Origin of the sequence: Kitasatospora sp. NBC_00374, assembly GCF_041434935.1 — a bacterium.
Classification (GTDB): Bacteria; Actinomycetota; Actinomycetes; order Streptomycetales; family Streptomycetaceae; genus Kitasatospora.
This window is the reverse complement of the sequence record NZ_CP107964.1, coordinates 2,862,562-2,879,401: the sequence shown is the minus strand read 5'-3', so window position 1 is coordinate 2,879,401 and position 16,840 is coordinate 2,862,562. Positions and strand designations below refer to the sequence as shown.

Annotated in this window: 14 protein-coding genes; 8 read left to right on the top strand and 6 right to left on the bottom strand. The window is 71.7% G+C overall.

All coding sequences use genetic code 11. The features are described from left to right. Positions 1-7: 7 nt before the first annotated feature. Complete coding sequence (locus OG871_RS12915; protein WP_371496890.1) at positions 8-688, bottom strand: TetR/AcrR family transcriptional regulator; 681 nt, start codon at positions 686-688, stop codon at positions 8-10. A 234-nt stretch (positions 689-922) separates the two neighbouring features. Between OG871_RS12915 and OG871_RS12910 the strand changes: the two genes are divergently transcribed. Beyond that, entirely contained in the window at positions 923-2,533 is a 1,611-nt protein-coding gene (locus tag OG871_RS12910) for an MFS transporter (protein ID WP_371496889.1), read from the top strand. A gap of 55 nt (positions 2,534-2,588) precedes the next feature. On the opposite strand, the gene OG871_RS12905 is transcribed toward OG871_RS12910, so the two are convergent. Together OG871_RS12905 and OG871_RS12900 are read right to left on the bottom strand one after the other, a co-directional pair. Next, a complete protein-coding gene (locus OG871_RS12905; RefSeq protein WP_371496888.1) occupies positions 2,589-2,804 on the bottom strand; it encodes a hypothetical protein in 216 nt (71 codons plus the stop codon). A gap of 34 nt (positions 2,805-2,838) precedes the next feature. Further along, positions 2,839-4,155 (bottom strand): deoxyribodipyrimidine photo-lyase, encoded by a 1,317-nt coding sequence (locus OG871_RS12900; RefSeq protein ID WP_371496887.1) that lies wholly within the window; start codon positions 4,153-4,155, stop codon positions 2,839-2,841. A 126-nt stretch (positions 4,156-4,281) separates the two neighbouring features. Here OG871_RS12900 and OG871_RS12895 point away from each other — a divergent pair, with 126 nt between their 5' ends. Then, a complete protein-coding gene (locus tag OG871_RS12895; protein WP_371496886.1) occupies positions 4,282-6,078 on the top strand; it encodes a protein kinase in 1,797 nt (598 codons plus the stop codon). 62 nt (positions 6,079-6,140) lie between these two features. On the opposite strand, the gene aceE is transcribed toward OG871_RS12895, so the two are convergent. Next, complete coding sequence (gene aceE, locus OG871_RS12890) at positions 6,141-8,891, bottom strand: pyruvate dehydrogenase (acetyl-transferring), homodimeric type (RefSeq protein ID WP_371496885.1); 2,751 nt, start codon at positions 8,889-8,891, stop codon at positions 6,141-6,143. A 516-nt stretch (positions 8,892-9,407) separates the two neighbouring features. On the opposite strand from aceE, the gene OG871_RS12885 reads away from it, so the two are divergent. The 5 genes from OG871_RS12885 (at position 9,408) to OG871_RS12865 (ending at position 13,351) form a co-directional block, all read left to right on the top strand. Further along, positions 9,408-9,845, top strand: a complete 438-nt coding sequence (locus OG871_RS12885) for a DUF3052 domain-containing protein (protein WP_363644244.1) — start codon at positions 9,408-9,410, stop codon at positions 9,843-9,845. 241 nt (positions 9,846-10,086) lie between these two features. Beyond that, positions 10,087-10,545 carry a peroxiredoxin gene (locus OG871_RS12880; RefSeq protein ID WP_371503291.1) on the top strand — a complete coding sequence of 153 codons (459 nt, stop codon included), beginning with the start codon at positions 10,087-10,089 and terminating at the stop codon, positions 10,543-10,545. A gap of 208 nt (positions 10,546-10,753) precedes the next feature. Beyond that, positions 10,754-11,329 carry a TerD family protein gene (locus OG871_RS12875; RefSeq protein ID WP_371496884.1) on the top strand — a complete coding sequence of 192 codons (576 nt, stop codon included), beginning with the start codon at positions 10,754-10,756 and terminating at the stop codon, positions 11,327-11,329. A gap of 251 nt (positions 11,330-11,580) precedes the next feature. Further along, the gene (locus OG871_RS12870; protein ID WP_371496883.1) at positions 11,581-12,156 is read left to right on the top strand and encodes a TerD family protein; all 576 of its coding nucleotides are present in this window, start codon (positions 11,581-11,583) and stop codon (positions 12,154-12,156) included. 109 nt (positions 12,157-12,265) lie between these two features. Then, the gene (locus OG871_RS12865) at positions 12,266-13,351 is read left to right on the top strand and encodes a DUF475 domain-containing protein (RefSeq protein ID WP_371496882.1); all 1,086 of its coding nucleotides are present in this window, start codon (positions 12,266-12,268) and stop codon (positions 13,349-13,351) included. Positions 13,352-13,438: 87 nt separating this feature from the next. On the opposite strand, the gene OG871_RS12860 is transcribed toward OG871_RS12865, so the two are convergent. After that, positions 13,439-14,557 carry a DUF2637 domain-containing protein gene (locus OG871_RS12860; RefSeq protein WP_371496881.1) on the bottom strand — a complete coding sequence of 373 codons (1,119 nt, stop codon included), beginning with the start codon at positions 14,555-14,557 and terminating at the stop codon, positions 13,439-13,441. Between the two features lie 348 nt (positions 14,558-14,905). On the opposite strand from OG871_RS12860, the gene OG871_RS12855 reads away from it, so the two are divergent. Continuing rightward, positions 14,906-15,652, top strand: coding sequence for a Tellurium resistance (locus tag OG871_RS12855; protein ID WP_371496880.1), 747 nt, complete (start codon positions 14,906-14,908; stop codon positions 15,650-15,652). Positions 15,653-15,686: 34 nt separating this feature from the next. Here OG871_RS12855 and OG871_RS12850 read toward each other — a convergent pair whose 3' ends face one another. Beyond that, positions 15,687-16,646, bottom strand: a complete 960-nt coding sequence (locus tag OG871_RS12850; RefSeq protein ID WP_371496879.1) for a TerD family protein — start codon at positions 16,644-16,646, stop codon at positions 15,687-15,689. Positions 16,647-16,840: the final 194 nt, after the last annotated feature.

Here is a 16,840-nt window from a genome sequence, read left to right as displayed (position 1 = left end):
GCCGCCCTCACTCCCGCCAGGAGCCGGCCAGCGCCGGGCCGAGCTGGTCGAAGTGGCGCTCGATCAGCTCGATCATGCCCTCCGGGCCGGCGTCGTTGGCGGCGCCGTCCGCCCCCCAGGACAGGTGGGAGATCCGGACCACGCTGCCGAAGACGGCGGCCAGCAGCCGCGGCCGCAGGTCGGTGGCCGGGTCCAGGCCCTCGCGGTCGGCGAGCACCCGGGCGACCACGCCCTCCTGTTCGGTGGCCCGGCGCAGGTGGGCGGCGAGCAGGGTGGGGGTGTTCTCGATCAGCTCGAACAGTTCCAGCGCGGCGGTGACGCTGCCCGGCCCGCTGCTGCGGCCGCTGCCGAGGGTGCGCCAGGCCTCGGTGATCGAGGCGCGCATGGCCTGCAGCGGGTTCTCCTCGGCGGGGCGCTCGCGCAGGCAGGCGATGAAGAAGTCCTCCGCGTCGGCCATGACGGCCAGCGCGACCTCCTCCTTGTTGGCGAAGTACCGGAAGAACGTGCGCTGCGAGACGTCCACGGCCGCCGCGATCTCGTCGACGGTGGTGTCGCCGTAGCCCCGGTTGAGGAAGAGCGTGTGCGCGGCGGCGACCAGGGAGTCTCGGGTGCGCTGCTTCTTCCGCTCGCGCAACCCGAGCACCCGGCAGCCGGGATCGGTCTCGGATGCGGAGAGCTGCGAGGCCATGACGTGGGCCTTTCGACTGCGAGGGGGTGGCGCGGCGGGGCCGGGCCCGGAGGCGTCCGGCAGGTCAACCATAGCGCTCTGCCATATGTCAGCGTGAGTCACAAGTCACAGTTTGCCGAATGTCAGTGGCTGACATAATGTTCCCGAGTGGCGCCCGTCAGGTCCGACAGCTCGTGGGGACGGGTGGACCGGGGCGCCACCTTCCTGTCTCCCCAGCCCTCGGAAGGCGTGTCCATGAGCCAGTCCGTCGTCAACACCGACAAGGCGGACGTACCGCCTCGGCGCAACGCCGCGCCTCCGGCCGGGCGAGGGCTGCAGGGTCACCCCTGGCTGACCCTGCTCACCGTGGCCGTCGGCGTCATGATGGTGGCCCTCGACGGCACCGTCGTGGCCATCGCCAACCCGGCCATCCAGGCCGACCTGGGCGCCTCGCCCGCCGACATCCAGTGGGTCACCAGCGGCTACCTGCTGGCCCTCGCGGTCTTCCTGATCACCGCGGGCAAGATCGGCGACCGGTTCGGCCACAAGTCCACCTTCCTGGTCGGCGCGACCGGGTTCGCCGCCACCTCGGCGGCGATCGGCTTCGCCGGCTCGATCCAGATGGTGATCCTCTTCCGGGTGCTCCAGGGCCTGTTCGGCGCACTGCTGCAGCCTGCCGCGCTCGGCCTGCTGCGCGGCGCCTTCCCGGCCGAGAGGCTCAACATGGCGATCGGCATCTGGGGCGGCGTGATCGGCGCCTCCACCGCGGCCGGCCCGATCGTGGGCGGCCTGCTGGTCGAGCACGTCAACTGGGAGTCGGTGTTCTTCATCAACATCCCGGTCGGTCTGATCGCCCTGGCGCTCGGCCTGTGGATCCTGCGGGACGTCCGCAGCGAGAACGCCGCCAAGTCCTTCGACATCCCGGGCATCGTGCTGCTGTCGGGCGCGATGTTCATGCTGGTCTGGGGCATCATCAAGGCCCCGACCTGGGGCTGGGGCGACCTCACCACCTGGGCCTTCCTGGGCGGCGCGATCGTCGCGATGGTGGTCTTCGCGTTCTGGCAGACCAGGGCGGAGGAGCCGCTGATCCCGCTCGGCCTGTTCCGCTCGGTCTCGCTGTCGGCCGGCACCCTGCTGATGGTGCTGATGGCGTTCGCGTTCTTCGGCGGCGTCTTCTTCGTCACCTTCTACCTGCAGAACGTGCACGGCATGACCCCGGTCCAGGCCGGCGTCCACCTGCTGCCGATGACCGCCATGATGATCGTCGGCGCTCCGCTGGCCGGCGCCGCGATCGGCAAGGTCGGCCCCCGGATCCCGATCGTCGCGGGCATGCTCTTCACCACCGCCGCCATGCTCGGCATGTCCACCCTGGACGTGGACTCCGGCACCGGCGTCATGTCGCTCTGGTTCGTGCTGATGGGGCTCGGGCTCAGCCCGGTCATGGTCGGCGCCACCGAGGTCATCGTCGGCAACGCCCCGCTGGAGCTGTCCGGGGTGGCCGGCGGGCTCCAGCAGGCCGCCATGCAGGTCGGCGGCAGCCTCGGCACCGCGGTGCTGGGCGCCGTGATGGCCTCCAGGGTCACCGACGTGCTGCCGGGCAACTGGGCCAGGACCGGACTTCCGGCACCCCGGGGCGCGGACGCGGAGGGCCTGAAGCAGGCCGCCCAGCTCGGCATCGCCCCGCCCGCCCCGGCCGGAACCCCGCAGCAGGTGGTCGACGCGATGGCCGGCGCCGTCCACTCCTCGTTCGTCAGCGGCATGTCGGTGGCGTTCGTGGTCGCCGCCGTGGTCGCGGCCTTCGCCGCCGGGCTCGGCCTGCTCACCAGGCGCGGCGCCACCGACGCCGGACCGGCCGTGCACATCTGACGTCCTCGCCGACGACGGCGGCCCCGGGCACCCGCTGCCCGGGGCCGCCGTCGTGTCAGGTCCCGCCCGGCCGCCTGCCGGGAGCGTCCCCCGCCGACAGCCGCGCCTCGCGGACGTACCGGATCCGCTCCTCCCGCTCCAGCTCGGGGAACCAGTCGGCGAGCCGCTGCTGGGCCTCCTCCGGGGTCAGGCGCAGTTCCCGCAGCAGGAACCCGGCCCTGGCGACGATGTCCTCGTGCATCGCGAGCCTCCCGGTACGAACGGCCCCCATGTCCCCGAGTCTGCTCCGTCCGGGCGGCCGGGGCCTATCGGCCGCGACCGTGCCGGAAGCGGCCCTCGTCCAGGCCGATGATCGGCGCCGGGTAGTCCGCCGGCTCGCGCAGCAGCCACGGCCGGTGCACCGCGGCGCCCGGTACGGCGGCCAGCTCCGGCACCCAGCGCCGCACGTACGCGCCCTGCGGGTCGAACCGCCGGGCCTGGGTGAGCGGGTTGAGCACCCGGTTCGGCCGGGTGTCGGTGCCCGTGCCCGCGACCCACTGCCAGTTCAGCTGGTTGTTGGCGACGTCCCCGTCCACCAGCAGCGCCAGGAAGTGCGCCGCACCGGCCCGCCAGTCCTGGTAGAGCGTCTTGACCAGGAAGGACGCGGTCAGCAGCCGGGCCCGGTTGTGCATCCAGCCCTCCGCGGCGAGCTGCCGCATCCCGGCGTCCACGATCGGATAGCCGGTCCGGCCCTCGCGCCAGGCGGCCAGCTCGCCCTCGTCGTGGTGCCACCGGTCCCCCCGGGGCCGGTAGTCGGCCCGGGCGGCGCCGGGGCGGGCGGCCAGCACCTGGTGGTGGAAGTCGCGCCAGACCAGCTGCCGGACGAAGGCCTCCGCCCCCGGCCCGCCGCGCCGCTCGGCGAGCGCGACCAGCTCGGTCGCCGAGAGGCAGCCGAAGTGCAGGTAGGGGGAGAGCCGCGAGGTCCCGTCGCCCGCCAGGTCGTCGTGCTGCTCCTGGTAGTCGGCCGAGGCCCAGCCCGACCAGCGCCGCCGCCCGGCGCTCTCGCCGCCCTCCGGCAGCCCGGGGGAGTCGGGCCGCACCTCGGGCACCGCGACCCCCCGGACGGCGTCCGGCACCCGCACCTCGCGCGGCGCGGCCAGCGGGGCCCGGCGCTCGGCCTGCCGCCAGGCCCGGGAGTAGGGGGTGAAGACGGCGTAGTGGTCCTTCCCGGCCGGGGTGACGGCGCCCGGGGCGAGGGCGGTCAGGACCGCGTCGTGCACCCGCAGCCGCCCGCCCAGGGCCTCGCGCAGCCGGCGCTCCCGGCGTTGCGCGAAGGCGCTCACCCCGGCGGCCAGGTGCACCCCGGCCGCGCCGGTCTCGCCGGCCAGCCGGACGGTCTCGGCCACCGCGTCCCCGCGCCGCACCACCAGCCGCCCGCCCCGGGCCGCGAGGCCCGCGTCCAGGTCGGCCAGGCAGGCGGCCAGGAAGGCGGCCCGGTTGGGGACCGCGAAGCCGGCGGCCTCGATCCGCTCGTCGAGCACGAACAGCGGCACCACCTCGGGGGACTGCGCCAGTGCGGCCCGCAGTACCGGGTTGTCGTGGAGCCGGAGGTCCTGGGTGAACAGCGCGATGGAGACGGACATCCGCCATACCTACTCCTTTCGGGCGGCGCCCGCCCGGGGCGCGCCGAGCCGGACCCGGCGCGAGACTGGGAGGACAGCTCGGGGCCGCCTTCCGGACACGCACGGGACACGCACAGTGGGGTCGCCATGAGTTCTCAGGACGACGCGGTGCCCGGCAGCGGCCGGCTGATCGCCGGGCGCTACCTGCTGGGGGAGCGCCTCGGCCGCGGGGGAATGGGCACCGTCTGGGTGGCCCGGGACACCGAGCTCGACCGCGAGGTCGCGGTGAAGGAACTGAGCGTCGCCGGCATCCCGCCGGACGAGCTCGCGACCCTCAACTCCCGGATGAAGCAGGAGGCCAGAGCGGCGGCGAAGATCAAGCACCCGGGTGTGATCACGGTCTACGACGTGCTGGAGCAGGAGGGCCGGCCGTGGATCGTGATGGAGCTGATCGACGGCCGCTCCCTGGCCGAGGTGATCGGCTCCGAGGGCACCCTGCTCCCGCGCGACGCCGCCAGGGTCGGCGAGCAGGTGCTGGCGGCCCTCGACCAGGCGCACCGGCACGGCGTCCTGCACCGGGACGTGAAGCCGGCCAACGTCCTGCTGGAACGCGGTGGACGCGCGGTGCTCACCGACTTCGGGATCGCGCTGCTGGAGGGCTCGCCCGGGCTGACCCGGACCGGCGACATCGTCGGCTCGCCGGACTACGTCGCCCCCGAGCGGGTCAACGGCCACCGGCCCGGGCCGGAGTCCGACCTGTGGTCGCTGGGGGCCACGCTGTACGCCGCGGTGGAGGGGCAGTCGCCGTTCCACCGCACCACGACCATGAGCACCCTGCGGGCGGTGGTCGCCGACCCGCTCCCGGAGCCCCGGAACGCGGGCGCCCTCGCCCCGGTGATCGAGGCACTGCTGCGCAAGGACCCGGCCGAGCGGCCGACGGCCGACCGGGCGCTGGGCATGCTCGCCGAGGCCGCGGCCGTCGATACCGGCCGGACCCGGACGCAGTCCACGCCGCCGACGCCGATCCCGCCGATCCCGAAGCCGACGCCGACCCCGACGACCCCGACGCCGGTCCCGCCGACGCAGCCTGGTGGCGGCGGCCACCGTCGACGGACCCTGCTGGTCGTGGCCGGCGCCGTCCTGGCGGCGCTGCTGGCCGGCGGCGTGGCCTTCGCGGTGGTCAACAGCGGCTCGCACGACGGGGTGCAGACCACGATCGTCAGCCCGTCCGTGACCACCCCGCCGACCTCACAGCCGCCGACGACCCAGGCCCCGACGACCCAGGCCCCCACCTCGCAGCCACCGACGACCCAGGCGCCGACGACCCAGGCCCCCACCTCGCAGCCACCGACGACCCAGGCCCCCACCTCGCAGCCACCGACGACCCAGGCCCCCACCTCGCAGCCACCGACCTCGCAACCCCCGACCACCCAGGCCCCCACCTCGCAACCCCCGACCACCCCACCCACGACGTCGCCGCCGACCTCCCCCGGGCCGACCGCCCCGGCGGCCCCGGCGGGGTTCCGCTGGGTGGACGACCCTGCCGGCTTCCGGGTCGCCGTCCCGCAGGGCTGGACCCGCAGCGAGACCAACGGTCAGATCGACTACTCGCCCGACGGCGGCCTCCACCTGCTCCGCTTCGGAGTCGGGCGGGGTGTGGTGCAGAGCGCGGAGTCGCACTTCGTGGAGCTGGAGCAGACCGTCGGCCGGCAACCCGACTATGCCCGGATCATCCTGCAGGCCAACGTCTACCAGGGCAGCGACGGCGCCCTGTGGGAGTACACCTGGACCGACGCCAAGCGCGGCCCGCGGCACGCGGCCGACCAGGCCTTCGTCGCGTCGAGCGGCACGGAGTACGCGATCTACATGGCCTCACCGGCGGGGGACTGGACCACCGCCCAGCAGCAGTTCGGCACCGTGCTGAACACCTTTGAGCCCAGGTGACGGCCGAGGGCCGGACTCCTCGGCGGGAGTCCGGCCCTCGGTCGTTCAGCGGGTGCCGCGGATCAGGCGTCGCCGCCGGCCGCGCCCGGGTCGGCCGCCGCCACGTCGAGCAGCTGGTAGCGGTCGATGGCCTCCTTCAGCAGGCCGCGGTCGACCTTGCCCTGCTTGGCCAGCTCGGTGAGCACGCCCAGCACCACCGACTGCGAGTCGATGTGGAAGAAGCGACGCGCCGCGCCACGGGTGTCGGCGAAGCCGAAGCCGTCGGCGCCCAGCGACTGGTACGCGCCCGGCACCCAGCGCGAGATCTGGTCCGGCACCGCGCGCATCCAGTCGGACACCGCGACGAACGGGCCCTCGGCGCCCTGGAGCTTCTGCGTCACGTACGGGACGCGCTGCGGCTCCTCCGGGTGCAGGAGGTTGAACTCCTCGGCCTCCACCGCGTCGCGACGCAGCTCGTTCCAGGAGGTCGCGGACCAGACGTCGGCCTTGACGTTCCAGTCCTCGGCGAGGATGCGCTGGGCCTCCAGGGCCCACGGCACGGCCACGCCGGAGGCGAGGATCTGGGCCGGGATCTGGCCGGCGGTGGCCGGCGCGTACCGGTGCAGACCCTTGAGGATGCCCTCGACGTCGACGTTCTCCGGCTCGGCCGGCATCTTGATCGGCTCGTTGTAGACCGTCATGTAGTAGAAGACGTCCTCGCCGTGCGGGAACTCCGCCGACGAGCCGTACATCCGCCGCAGACCGTCCTGGACGATGTGCGCGATCTCGAAGCCGTACGCCGGGTCGTACGCGACGACACCGGGGTTGGTCGAGGCCAGCAGGTGCGAGTGGCCGTCCGCGTGCTGCAGGCCCTCGCCGGTCAGCGTGGTGCGGCCCGCCGTGGCGCCGATCACGAAACCGCGGGCCAGCTGGTCGGCCATCTGCCAGAACTGGTCACCGGTGCGCTGGAACCCGAACATCGAGTAGAAGACGTAGACCGGGATCAGCGGCTCGCCGTGCGTCGCGTACGAGGAACCGGCGGCGATCAGCGAGGCGGTGCAGCCCGCCTCGGAGATGCCGTCGTGCAGCATCTGGCCGGTCGGGGACTCCTTGTACGCCAGCAGCAGCTCGCGGTCGACCGACTCGTAGGTCTGGCCGAGCGGGTTGTAGATCTTGGCGGACGGGAAGAGCGAGTCCATACCGAAGGTGCGGTACTCGTCGGGCGCGATCGGCACGAAGCGGTTGCCGATGCCCTTGTCCCGCATCAGGTCCTTGAGCACCCGGACGAACGCCATGGTGGTGGCGATGGTCTGGTTGCCCGAACCCTTCTTGACGGCCTTGTACGCGTCGTCGCCCGGGAGCTCCAGCTGGCGCGGCCGCACCTTGCGGGTCGGCACGTAACCGCCGAGCTCGCGCCGGCGGTCGTGCATGTACTGGATCTCCTCCGAGTCCTTGCCCGGGTGGTAGTAGGGCGGGTAGCCCTCGTCCAGCTGCTTGTCGGTGATCGGCAGGTGCAGCCGGTCACGGAAGCGCTTGAGGTCCTCGACCGTCAGCTTCTTCATCTGGTGGGTCGCGTTGCGGCCCTCGAAGTTCGGGCCCAGCGTCCAGCCCTTGACGGTCTGGGCGAGGATGACCGTCGGCTGGCCCTTGTGCTCGCGGGCCGCCTTGTACGCCGCGTAGACCTTGGCGTGGTCGTGGCCGCCGCGACCCAGGTGCTGGATCTGCTGGTCGGACATGTTCTCGACCATCGCGCGCAGCCGCAGGTCGCCGCCGAAGAAGTGCTCGCGGATGTACGCGCCGGTCTCGGTCGCGTAGGTCTGGAACTGGCCGTCCACCGTGGTGTTCAGCTTGTTGACCAGGACGCCGTCGCGGTCCTGCGCGAGCAGCGGGTCCCAGCTGCGGTCCCAGACCAGCTTGATGACGTTCCAGCCGGCGCCGCGGAACTGCGACTCCAGCTCCTGGATGATCTTGCCGTTGCCGCGGACCGGGCCGTCGAGGCGCTGCAGGTTGCAGTTGACCACGAAGGTGAGGTTGTCCAGGCCCTCGCGCGCCGCCAGGGACAGCTGGCCGAGCGACTCGGGCTCGTCCATCTCGCCGTCGCCCAGGAAGGCGTACACGTGGCTGTCGGAGGTGTCCTTGATGCCGCGGTGCTCCAGGTACCGGTTCATCCGGGCCTGGTAGATCGCGCCGAGCGGGCCGAGGCCCATGGACACGGTGGGGAACTCCCAGAAGTCCGGCATCAGCCGCGGGTGCGGGTAGCTGGACAGGCCGTAGGGGGCCTTCGACTTCTCCTGGCGGAACGCGTCGAGCTGCTGCTCGGACAGTCGGTCCAGCAGGAAGGCGCGGGCGTAGATGCCGGGGGAGGCGTGACCCTGGAAGAAGATCTGGTCGCCGGACTCGCCCTCGGCGTCCTTGCCCCGGAAGAAGTAGTTGAAGCCCACGTCGTACAGCGACGCGGAGGAGGCGAAGGTGGCGATGTGGCCGCCGACGCCGATGCCCGGGCGCTGCGCCCGGGAGACCATCACGGCCGCGTTCCAGCGGGTCGCGTTGAGGATCTTGCGCTCGATCTCCTCGTTGCCGGGGAAGAACGGCTCGTCCTTGGTGGCGATGGTGTTGACGTAGTCCGTGCTGCGCATCTCGGGCACGGCGACACGCTTCTCGCGGGCGCGCTCGATCAGGCGGAGCATCAGGTAGCGGGCGCGCTCACGCCCCCGCTCGTCGATGGCCGCGTCGAGCGACTCCAGCCATTCCGCGGTCTCCTCGGGATCGAAGTCCGGGACCTGACTCGGAAGGCCGCCAATGATGATCGGGTTGCGATCGGATCCGGAAGCCACGCTGTTCCTTCACTGTCGGTCGATACTGAGGTATGTCGCGCCGCCTCCATCGTGTACCGCGACTCGGAGATCCGTCATCTCTACCGATCGGTAACCGTTCCGCCTGGTGGGCGGCCCGGTCAGGAGGTGTGCGGCAAGCGGCTTCATTGCCTTCGCCGCGCACCCCCGAGGGTTACGAAGAGGTGGTCCGACCTGGTTACCCGGCCGCCCGATGGCGGGCGGTCAGGGTGAGGGCCAACAGGAGACTCTACGCCCGCGTGGGCGAGTACCCCGAATGCCGTTCGCATCTCGGTCAGCTGTACGGCATGTGACCCAGGACCGGGGGAAGCATCCTCGGCCAGGATGGAAAAGGGCAAATCGGTGTGATTCCCGCCACCTGGAGCGGCGTGTTCCCCCGCGACACGTCAACCTTTGGGTGGGATCGGCGGTCGGGTACTTGCGCGAACCGCCGGTCCCGTGTGGACTACGGCCACAGCCTCGGCATTGATGCCGAGCCGAATACTGGAGGTTATTCCCGTGAGCGCGACCGCGGACCCCGCGGACAAGTCCAACCCGGCACTGCGTTTCGGCTTCGAAGAGGGCCAGATCGTCCAGGAGCTCGGGTACGACGATGACAGTGACCAGGAGCTCCGCGAGGGCATCGAGGACATCACTGGTACGGAGCTCGTCGACGAGGACTACGACGACGTCGCAGACGCCGTCCTGCTGTGGCACCGCGAGGAGGACGGGGATCTCACCGACGCCCTGGTCGATGCGCTGGAGTACCTGGCGGAGGGCGGCCTGGTCTGGCTGCTGACCCCGAAGACTGGCCGTGAGGGCCACATCGAGGCCTCCGACATCGCCGACGCAGCCCGCACCGCCGGTCTCTCCCAGACCAGCTCGGTGTCGGTCGCCAAGGAGTGGGCCGGCACCCGGCTGGCCACCCCGAAGGCCTCGCGCACCGGCAAGCGCTAGTCCCGATCGTCCCCCCGAAAAGCCCCGACCGGGCCCCGCTGGAGCTTCCTCCAGCGGGGCCCGGTCGCATCGGCGGGCCGGTTGGAGAAGCCGCCGGGGAGTGTGTTCACCCAGGGCGAAACCGGCCCTCCACCAGCCGGAAGCTCTCACCCGTTCGGCCTAATGGCCGTGATCGGATGCGAGGATGCCCCTGTCCGCGCGGCACACCGAGGGCCGCGGCACCCCAGAGGAAGGTCTCACCATGGCCATCGAGGTCGGCACCCAGGCTCCGGACTTCGAGCTGAAGAACCAGCACGGCGAGCTCGTGAAGCTCTCCGACTTCCGGGGCGAGAAGAACGTCGTCCTGGTCTTCTACCCGTTCGCCTTCACCGGCGTCTGCACCGGCGAGGTGTGCGCGATCCAGAAGGAGCTGCCGCGCCTGCAGAACGACGAGGTCCAGGTGCTCGCGGTCTCCAGCGACTCGCCGTTCACCCTGCGCGTCTTCGCCGAGCAGGAGGGCCTGGAGTACCCGCTGCTGTCCGACTTCTGGCCGCACGGCGAGGTCTCCCGGGCCTACGGCGTCTTCAACGAGGAGAAGGGCTGCGCGGTGCGCGGCACCTTCGTGATCGACAAGAGCGGCGCCGTCCGCTGGTCGATCGTGAACGGCCTCCCGGACGCCCGGGACGAGCAGGAGTACCTGAAGGTCCTCGGCGCGCTCTGAGCGCGCCCCGGAGCAGGCTCCGGTGGACCGGGCGGGACGGCCCGGCGGCGGCCGGTTCGAGGCGCGCCGGGCCGACTCGCCCCCCGGTGGGGAACCCGGCACTACGATCGGGCCGTTGGCAGGACGGGCGCCGGCTTTGAACGGGCGGCGTCCGGAAACCGCACCACCGGGGGCACCAGCCGTGCCTCCCGATTCCTGGAGGCAACACGTGGGTGTCAGTCTGAGCAAGGGTGGCAACGTCTCGCTCACCAAGGAGGCTCCCGGCCTGACGGCCGTGATCGTGGGCCTCGGCTGGGACGTCCGCACCACCACCGGCAGCGGCTTCGACCTGGACGCCAGCGCGCTGCTCTGCGACGAGCAGGGCAAGGTCCGCTCCGACGCCGACTTCATCTTCTTCAACAACCTCAAGAGCGCCGACGGCTCGGTCGAGCACACCGGCGACAACCTCACCGGTGAGGGCGAGGGCGACGACGAGCAGATCAAGGTCAACCTCGCCGGTGTCCCGGCGGAGATCGCCAAGATCGTGTTCCCGGTCTCGATCTACGACGCGGAGAACCGCCAGCAGAGCTTCGGCCAGGTCCGCAACGCCTTCATCCGGGTGCTCAACCAGGCCGGCGGGGCGGAGATCGCCCGCTACGACCTGAGCGAGGACGCCTCGACCGAGACCGCGATGGTCTTCGGCGAGCTGTACCGCAACGGCGCCGAGTGGAAGTTCCGCGCGATCGGCCAGGGGTACGCCTCCGGCCTGCGCGGCATCGCGCAGGACTTCGGGGTGAATGTCTGACCGCGGTGGCGGTTGGCTAAGCTGCACGGCCGGGGCCGGCGGGAGCGATCAGCGCTCCCGCCGGCCCCGTGTGCTGCCCCGGCGCGCCGTCGGGCCGGGGGAGTTCAGGAAGTTCAGGCGGGAGTGCAGCACTGCGCGGGCCGCGGTGGGCGTAGACCTTTGGGGTGCGCCGCCCGCACCGACGTGCGGCGGCAGGGCTGTACCCCGCGGACACGGAGCCCCGAAGAGCGGGGGGACTAGGGAGGAAGTACATGAGCGTCACGCTCGCCAAGGGCGGCAACGTCTCGCTGACCAAGGCCGCGCCGAACCTGACGCAGGTGCAGATCGGTCTCGGCTGGGACGCCCGATCGACCACCGGGGCGTCGTTCGACCTCGATGCGAGTGCACTGCTCTGCTCCGGTGGCAAGGTGCTCGGCGACGAGTACTTCGTCTTCTACAACAACCTGAAGAGCCCCGAGGGCTCGGTCGAGCACCAGGGCGACAACCTCACCGGTGACGGGGACGGCGACGACGAGGTCGTGCAGGTCCACCTCGACCTGGTCCCGGCCCAGGTCGACAAGGTGGTCTTCGCGGTGTCGATCTACGACGCCGAGACCCGGCAGCAGAGCTTCGGCCAGGTCGCCAACGCCTACATCCGCGTGGTGAACATGGCGGACGGCTCGGAGATCGCCCGCTACGACCTGAGCGAGGACGCCTCCACCGAGACCGCCATGATCTTCGGCGAGATCTACCGCTACCAGGGCGAGTGGAAGTTCCGCGCGGTCGGCCAGGGCTACGCCTCCGGCCTGCGGGGCATCGTCCAGGACTTCGGCGTGAACGTATCGTAAAGCGCGGTTCAGGGAACCGTACTGCGGCGCCGGGCGGGCCGTCCGGGAGTCGGTCCCGGTCGGCCCGCCCCCGCCTGAACTCAACGAATTCGAAAGGTAACTGACTCCAGTGTTCCTCCGCACATTCGGATGGTCCTTCGCCATCACGATCGCCGGCCTGATCGCAGCCGGCCTGATCTGGGGGGCCGAAGGATTCGGCGTGGTGCTGATCCTCTCGGTCCTCGAGATCTCCCTCTCGTTCGACAACGCGGTCGTCAATGCCACCGTCCTGAAGCGGATGAACCCCTTCTGGCAGAAGATCTTCCTCACCGTCGGCGTGCTGATCGCCGTCTTCGGCATGCGGCTGATCTTCCCGCTGCTGGTGGTCGGCCTGACGGCGCACCTCAGCCCCGGTACGGTCATCGAGCTGGCGCTGGACTCCAGCAAGACCTACGAGGGGCTCACCTACGCGCAGTACCTGGAGGCCGCCAACCCGGCGATCGCCGCCTTCGGTGGCATCTTCCTGCTGATGATCTTCCTCGACTTCATCTTCGAGGAGAAGGACTTCAACTGGCTGCGCTGGCTGGAGAAGCCGCTGGAGAAGATCGGCAAGCTGGACGCCCTCTCCTCGGTGATCGCCCTCGTGGTGCTGGCCGTCTCCTCGCGGCTGTTCGCCGCCGAGCACGCCGAGACCGTGCTGCTGGCCGGCCTGATGGGCCTGGCCACCTACCTCGCGGTGAACGGCCTGTCCGGGGTCTTCGAGTCCGGGCTCGAGGAGCAGGAGGAGGCCGAGGAGGAGGCCGAGAAGACCGGCAAGTCGATCGTGCAGGTCGGCGGCAAGGCCGCGTTCTTCCTCTTCCTGTACCTGGAGGTTCTGGACGCGTCGTTCTCCTTCGACGGCGTGGTCGGTGCCTTCGCCATCTCCCAGGACATCTTCATGATCACCCTGGGTCTGGGCATCGGCGCCATGTACATCCGCTCGCTGACCGTCTTCCTGGTCCGCAAGGGCACCCTGGACGACTACGTCTACCTGGAGCACGGCGCGCACTACGCGATCGGCGCGCTGGCGCTGATCCTGCTGGCGAGCATCGAGTACCACATCCCGGAGATCGTCACCGGGCTGATCGGTGTCGCCTTCATCGGTGCGGCGCTGGCCTCCTCGATGGTCCGCAACAAGCGCGAGCAGGCGCTGGCGGGCAGCTCCTCGGACGGCTGAGCCGCCTTCGGCCGACCCGCCTTCGGCCGGCATGACGAACGGGCCCCCGCACGGTGTGCGGGGGCCCGTTCGTCATACCGGGGGAGCTCAGCCGAGCTGCTTCTCGATGGCCCGGAGCTTGCGCTCCAGCGAGTCCAGCTTGGGCATCGCCAGGGTGTCGTCGTCGGCCGTCAGGTCGATCGAACCGTACGAGGACGAGCCCAGGTAGGAGTCCGAGGAGTACGGGTTGTCCCCGAGCACCGAGGACGAGGCGGAGCCGACCGCGGCCACCGGGCGGCGGCCGGCCGAGAGGGCGGCGGGCTCCAGCGCGGAGGGGCCGCTGGGGTCGACGGCTCCCTCGGCTAGGGCAGGCTCCGAAGCGGGCTGTCCGTCGCCGCCGGCGGTCAGCGCCGGCACCTGGCGGCCGCCGCGGGCCCTGGCCAGCATGCCGCCCTGGCGGGCGATCGCCTTCAGCTCGGCCCGCTCGCGGCGGTCGGCGCTGCGGGCACGCGCCTTGGCGTCCAGCTTGGCCTGGCGCTCCTCGCGCACCTCGTCGACCGCCTCGTCCAGGCTGCGGACGTTCTCCAGCAGCATCAGCGACCAGGCCGCGTACGTCTCGCGCGGCGCGCGCAGCCAGCGCACGATCCGGATCTGCGGCAGCGGACGCGGGATCAGGCCCTGCTCGCGCAGCGCGGCCCGGCGGGTCTGCTTGAGCGCCCGGTCGAAGAGCACGGCCGCGGAGATCGACATGCCGGCGAAGAACTGCGGGGCGCCGTCGTGCATCCCGCCGCGCGGGGCGTGCACCCAGTTGAACCAGGCCGAGGCGACCGCGAACAGCCAGACCAGCAGCCGGGAGCCGAGCGCGGCGTCACCGTGGCTGGCCTCGCGGACCGCGAGCACCGAGCAGAACATCGCCGCGCCGTCGAGGCCGAACGGCACCAGGTACTCCCAGCCGCCGGACAGGTTCAGGTTCTGCTGACCGAAGCCGACCAGGCCGTGGAAGGAGAGCGCGGCCGCCACACCGGCGCAGCAGAACAGCAGCACGTAGGAGGCACCGCCGTAGATCGCCTCCTTGCGGCGGCGGCGCTCCTCGCTGCGCTCCCAGGAGTCGGTGTTCTCGTCGGCGCCGTTGTTCTTGAAGCGCAGGAAGGCCACCAGGATGGCGGTGAACAGCAGGGCTGCGGCGCCAACGACGGCCCAGACCAGCTGTATGGAGGAGAGGTTCATCGCGGGGAGGGCCTCGGCTTTCCGCAGGGCAGGAGAGATCTTCGCGGTCGGGCACAGGCGGGGGGTGCCGGTCGGATCCCGCCGCAGGGGGCGGGTCTGACGGCCCGTCGCGGACGCCGGGGGACAAGGCGAACGGGACACCTGTGCGGCTAGACGATATCGCGTCCGAGGGAGCGGCATGTTACGGGAGCGGGGATCCTTCTGCCACCAAGGACTTCCCGGTGCGCTGACGTTGACTCAGCCACCCGGATTGGGTATGGCTCTGACTGCCCGGTACGGGCACGACGGAAGGGCCGGCTGCGGGATCATGGGCCCGGTCGGATCTGACTGGCTCTGGGGGAGGACGCAATGGTCTCGGTGTGGGAGTTCCTGAAGGGCGAACGCAACAGCGTGGACGCCGGGGGGCAGTTCAAGATCACCTTGACCAAGGCCCGCCCGCAGCACGCGATCACCGGCTCGGCGGCCACCACCGGCTACCTCTACGTCAACCTGCACTGGGCGGCCCGCACGGCCGACGGCCCGGCCGGCGGCTCCTCGCTGCGCCGGCTCTTCGACCCGCGCATCCTGCGGCCCCTGGCGCCGGACTCCTTCAACCGCCCGCAGCTCAACGTCGACCTCGACCTGGCCTGCCTGTACGAACTGACCGACGGCACCCGGGGGGTGGTCCAGCCGCTCGGCCAGCTGTTCGGCGACCTGAACCGGCCGCCGTACATCAAGCTGAGCGGCGACGACGTCTACGGTGCGCCCTCGGGCGAGACGATGTACATCAACCTGGAGAAGAAGGACCAGTTCAAGCGCTTACTGATCTTCGTCTACATCTACGACGACACCCCGGCCTTCGACCGCACGCACGCCACGGTGACCATCGTCCCGCAGAGCGGCCCCCGGCTGGAGATCAAGCTGGACGAGCGGGCCCCCGCGGCCCGTTCCTGCGCGGTGGTACTGATCGAGAACTCCGGGGACGGCCAGCTCACCGTCCGCCGGGAGGTGCGCTACGTGCACGGGTTCCAGTCCGACCTGGACCGGCTGTACGGCTTCGGCATGCAGTGGCAGCGGGGCTACAAGGCCGGCCCCACCGCGCCCGGCACGGCCTGAACGGCCGGCGCCCGACCGGCCCGGGCCCGGCCGGTCAGCGGGGCTGGAACTGCGGGCCCTGCGGCGGCAGCGCGAAGGTGCCCTGCGGCTGCCGCTGCTGGGCCGGCTGCGGAGGCGCGACCGGCTGCTGCTGCGGGTAGCCGTACCCGGTGGGCTGGTGCTGGGGCGGGAAGCCGTACCCGGCGTAGCCGGTCGGCTGGGGCTGCTGCTGGGGCTGCTGGTGGGGCGGCGGGTAGCCGTAGCCGGTCGGCGGGGTGCTCGGCGGCGGCGGGGCGGCCGGCGGGTTGCTCGGCAGGGGCGGCGGGGTGAGCGGGGCCGCGGGGGTGGCCGGGGCCAGCGTGTAGGTGTCGGGCTCCTCGGACGGGTGGTCCGGGTGCCGGTCCTCCGGGAGACGCTGCAGCTGGGCGCCGCCGGTCGAGTCGGGGCCCGCCGCGCCGTCCGCGCTCTCGTCCTCGACCGCGATGCCGTAGTCGGTGGCGAGGCCGCTCAGGCCGGACGCGTAGCCCTGGCCGACCGCGCGGAACTTCCAGCCGCCGTCGCGCCGGTACAGCTCGGCCGCCACCAGGGCGGTCACCTCGCCGGTGTCGGCCACGGTGAACTCGGCCAGCGGATCGGACGGCTCGCCCGCCCCGGCGTCGTACAGCAGCACCCGCAGTCCGGCCACGGCCGGGAACGCCCCGCCCTCCGCGGAGCCCGCCAGCACCACCCGGTCGACCTCGGGCGGCAGCTTGGCGAGATCCACCTCGACGGCGTCCCAGACCTCGGAACCGGAGTCGGACCCCTGCTTCGGCAGGTGACGCACCAGGCCGGACGGGTGCCGGGGCTGGTTGTAGAAGACGAAGTCCGCGTCCGACCGGACCTTGCCGCCGGCGCCGACCAGCAGCGCGGAGGCGTCCACGTCGGGCGAACCGGGCGAACCGGTCCAGCGCAGCACGGCGCGGACCGCGGCGGCTGTCAGCGGGATGTTGGCGCCCTTCGCCATCACATGCGTCATAGCGCACCATCCTGCCTGTTCGCGACCGGTTCGGACAATGCGCCTCCCCCGGCGGGGCCGTGCCGGGGGGCCGCCGGGCGCGTGTTGTGTGAAGCGGATGGCAACCTTCCGAGAATTCGATGTTTCACGGCTCCGCGTGGCCGAATCTGTCCGTACCATGGCGCCCAACGGCCCCGGCCTCCCACCCCTCCCCG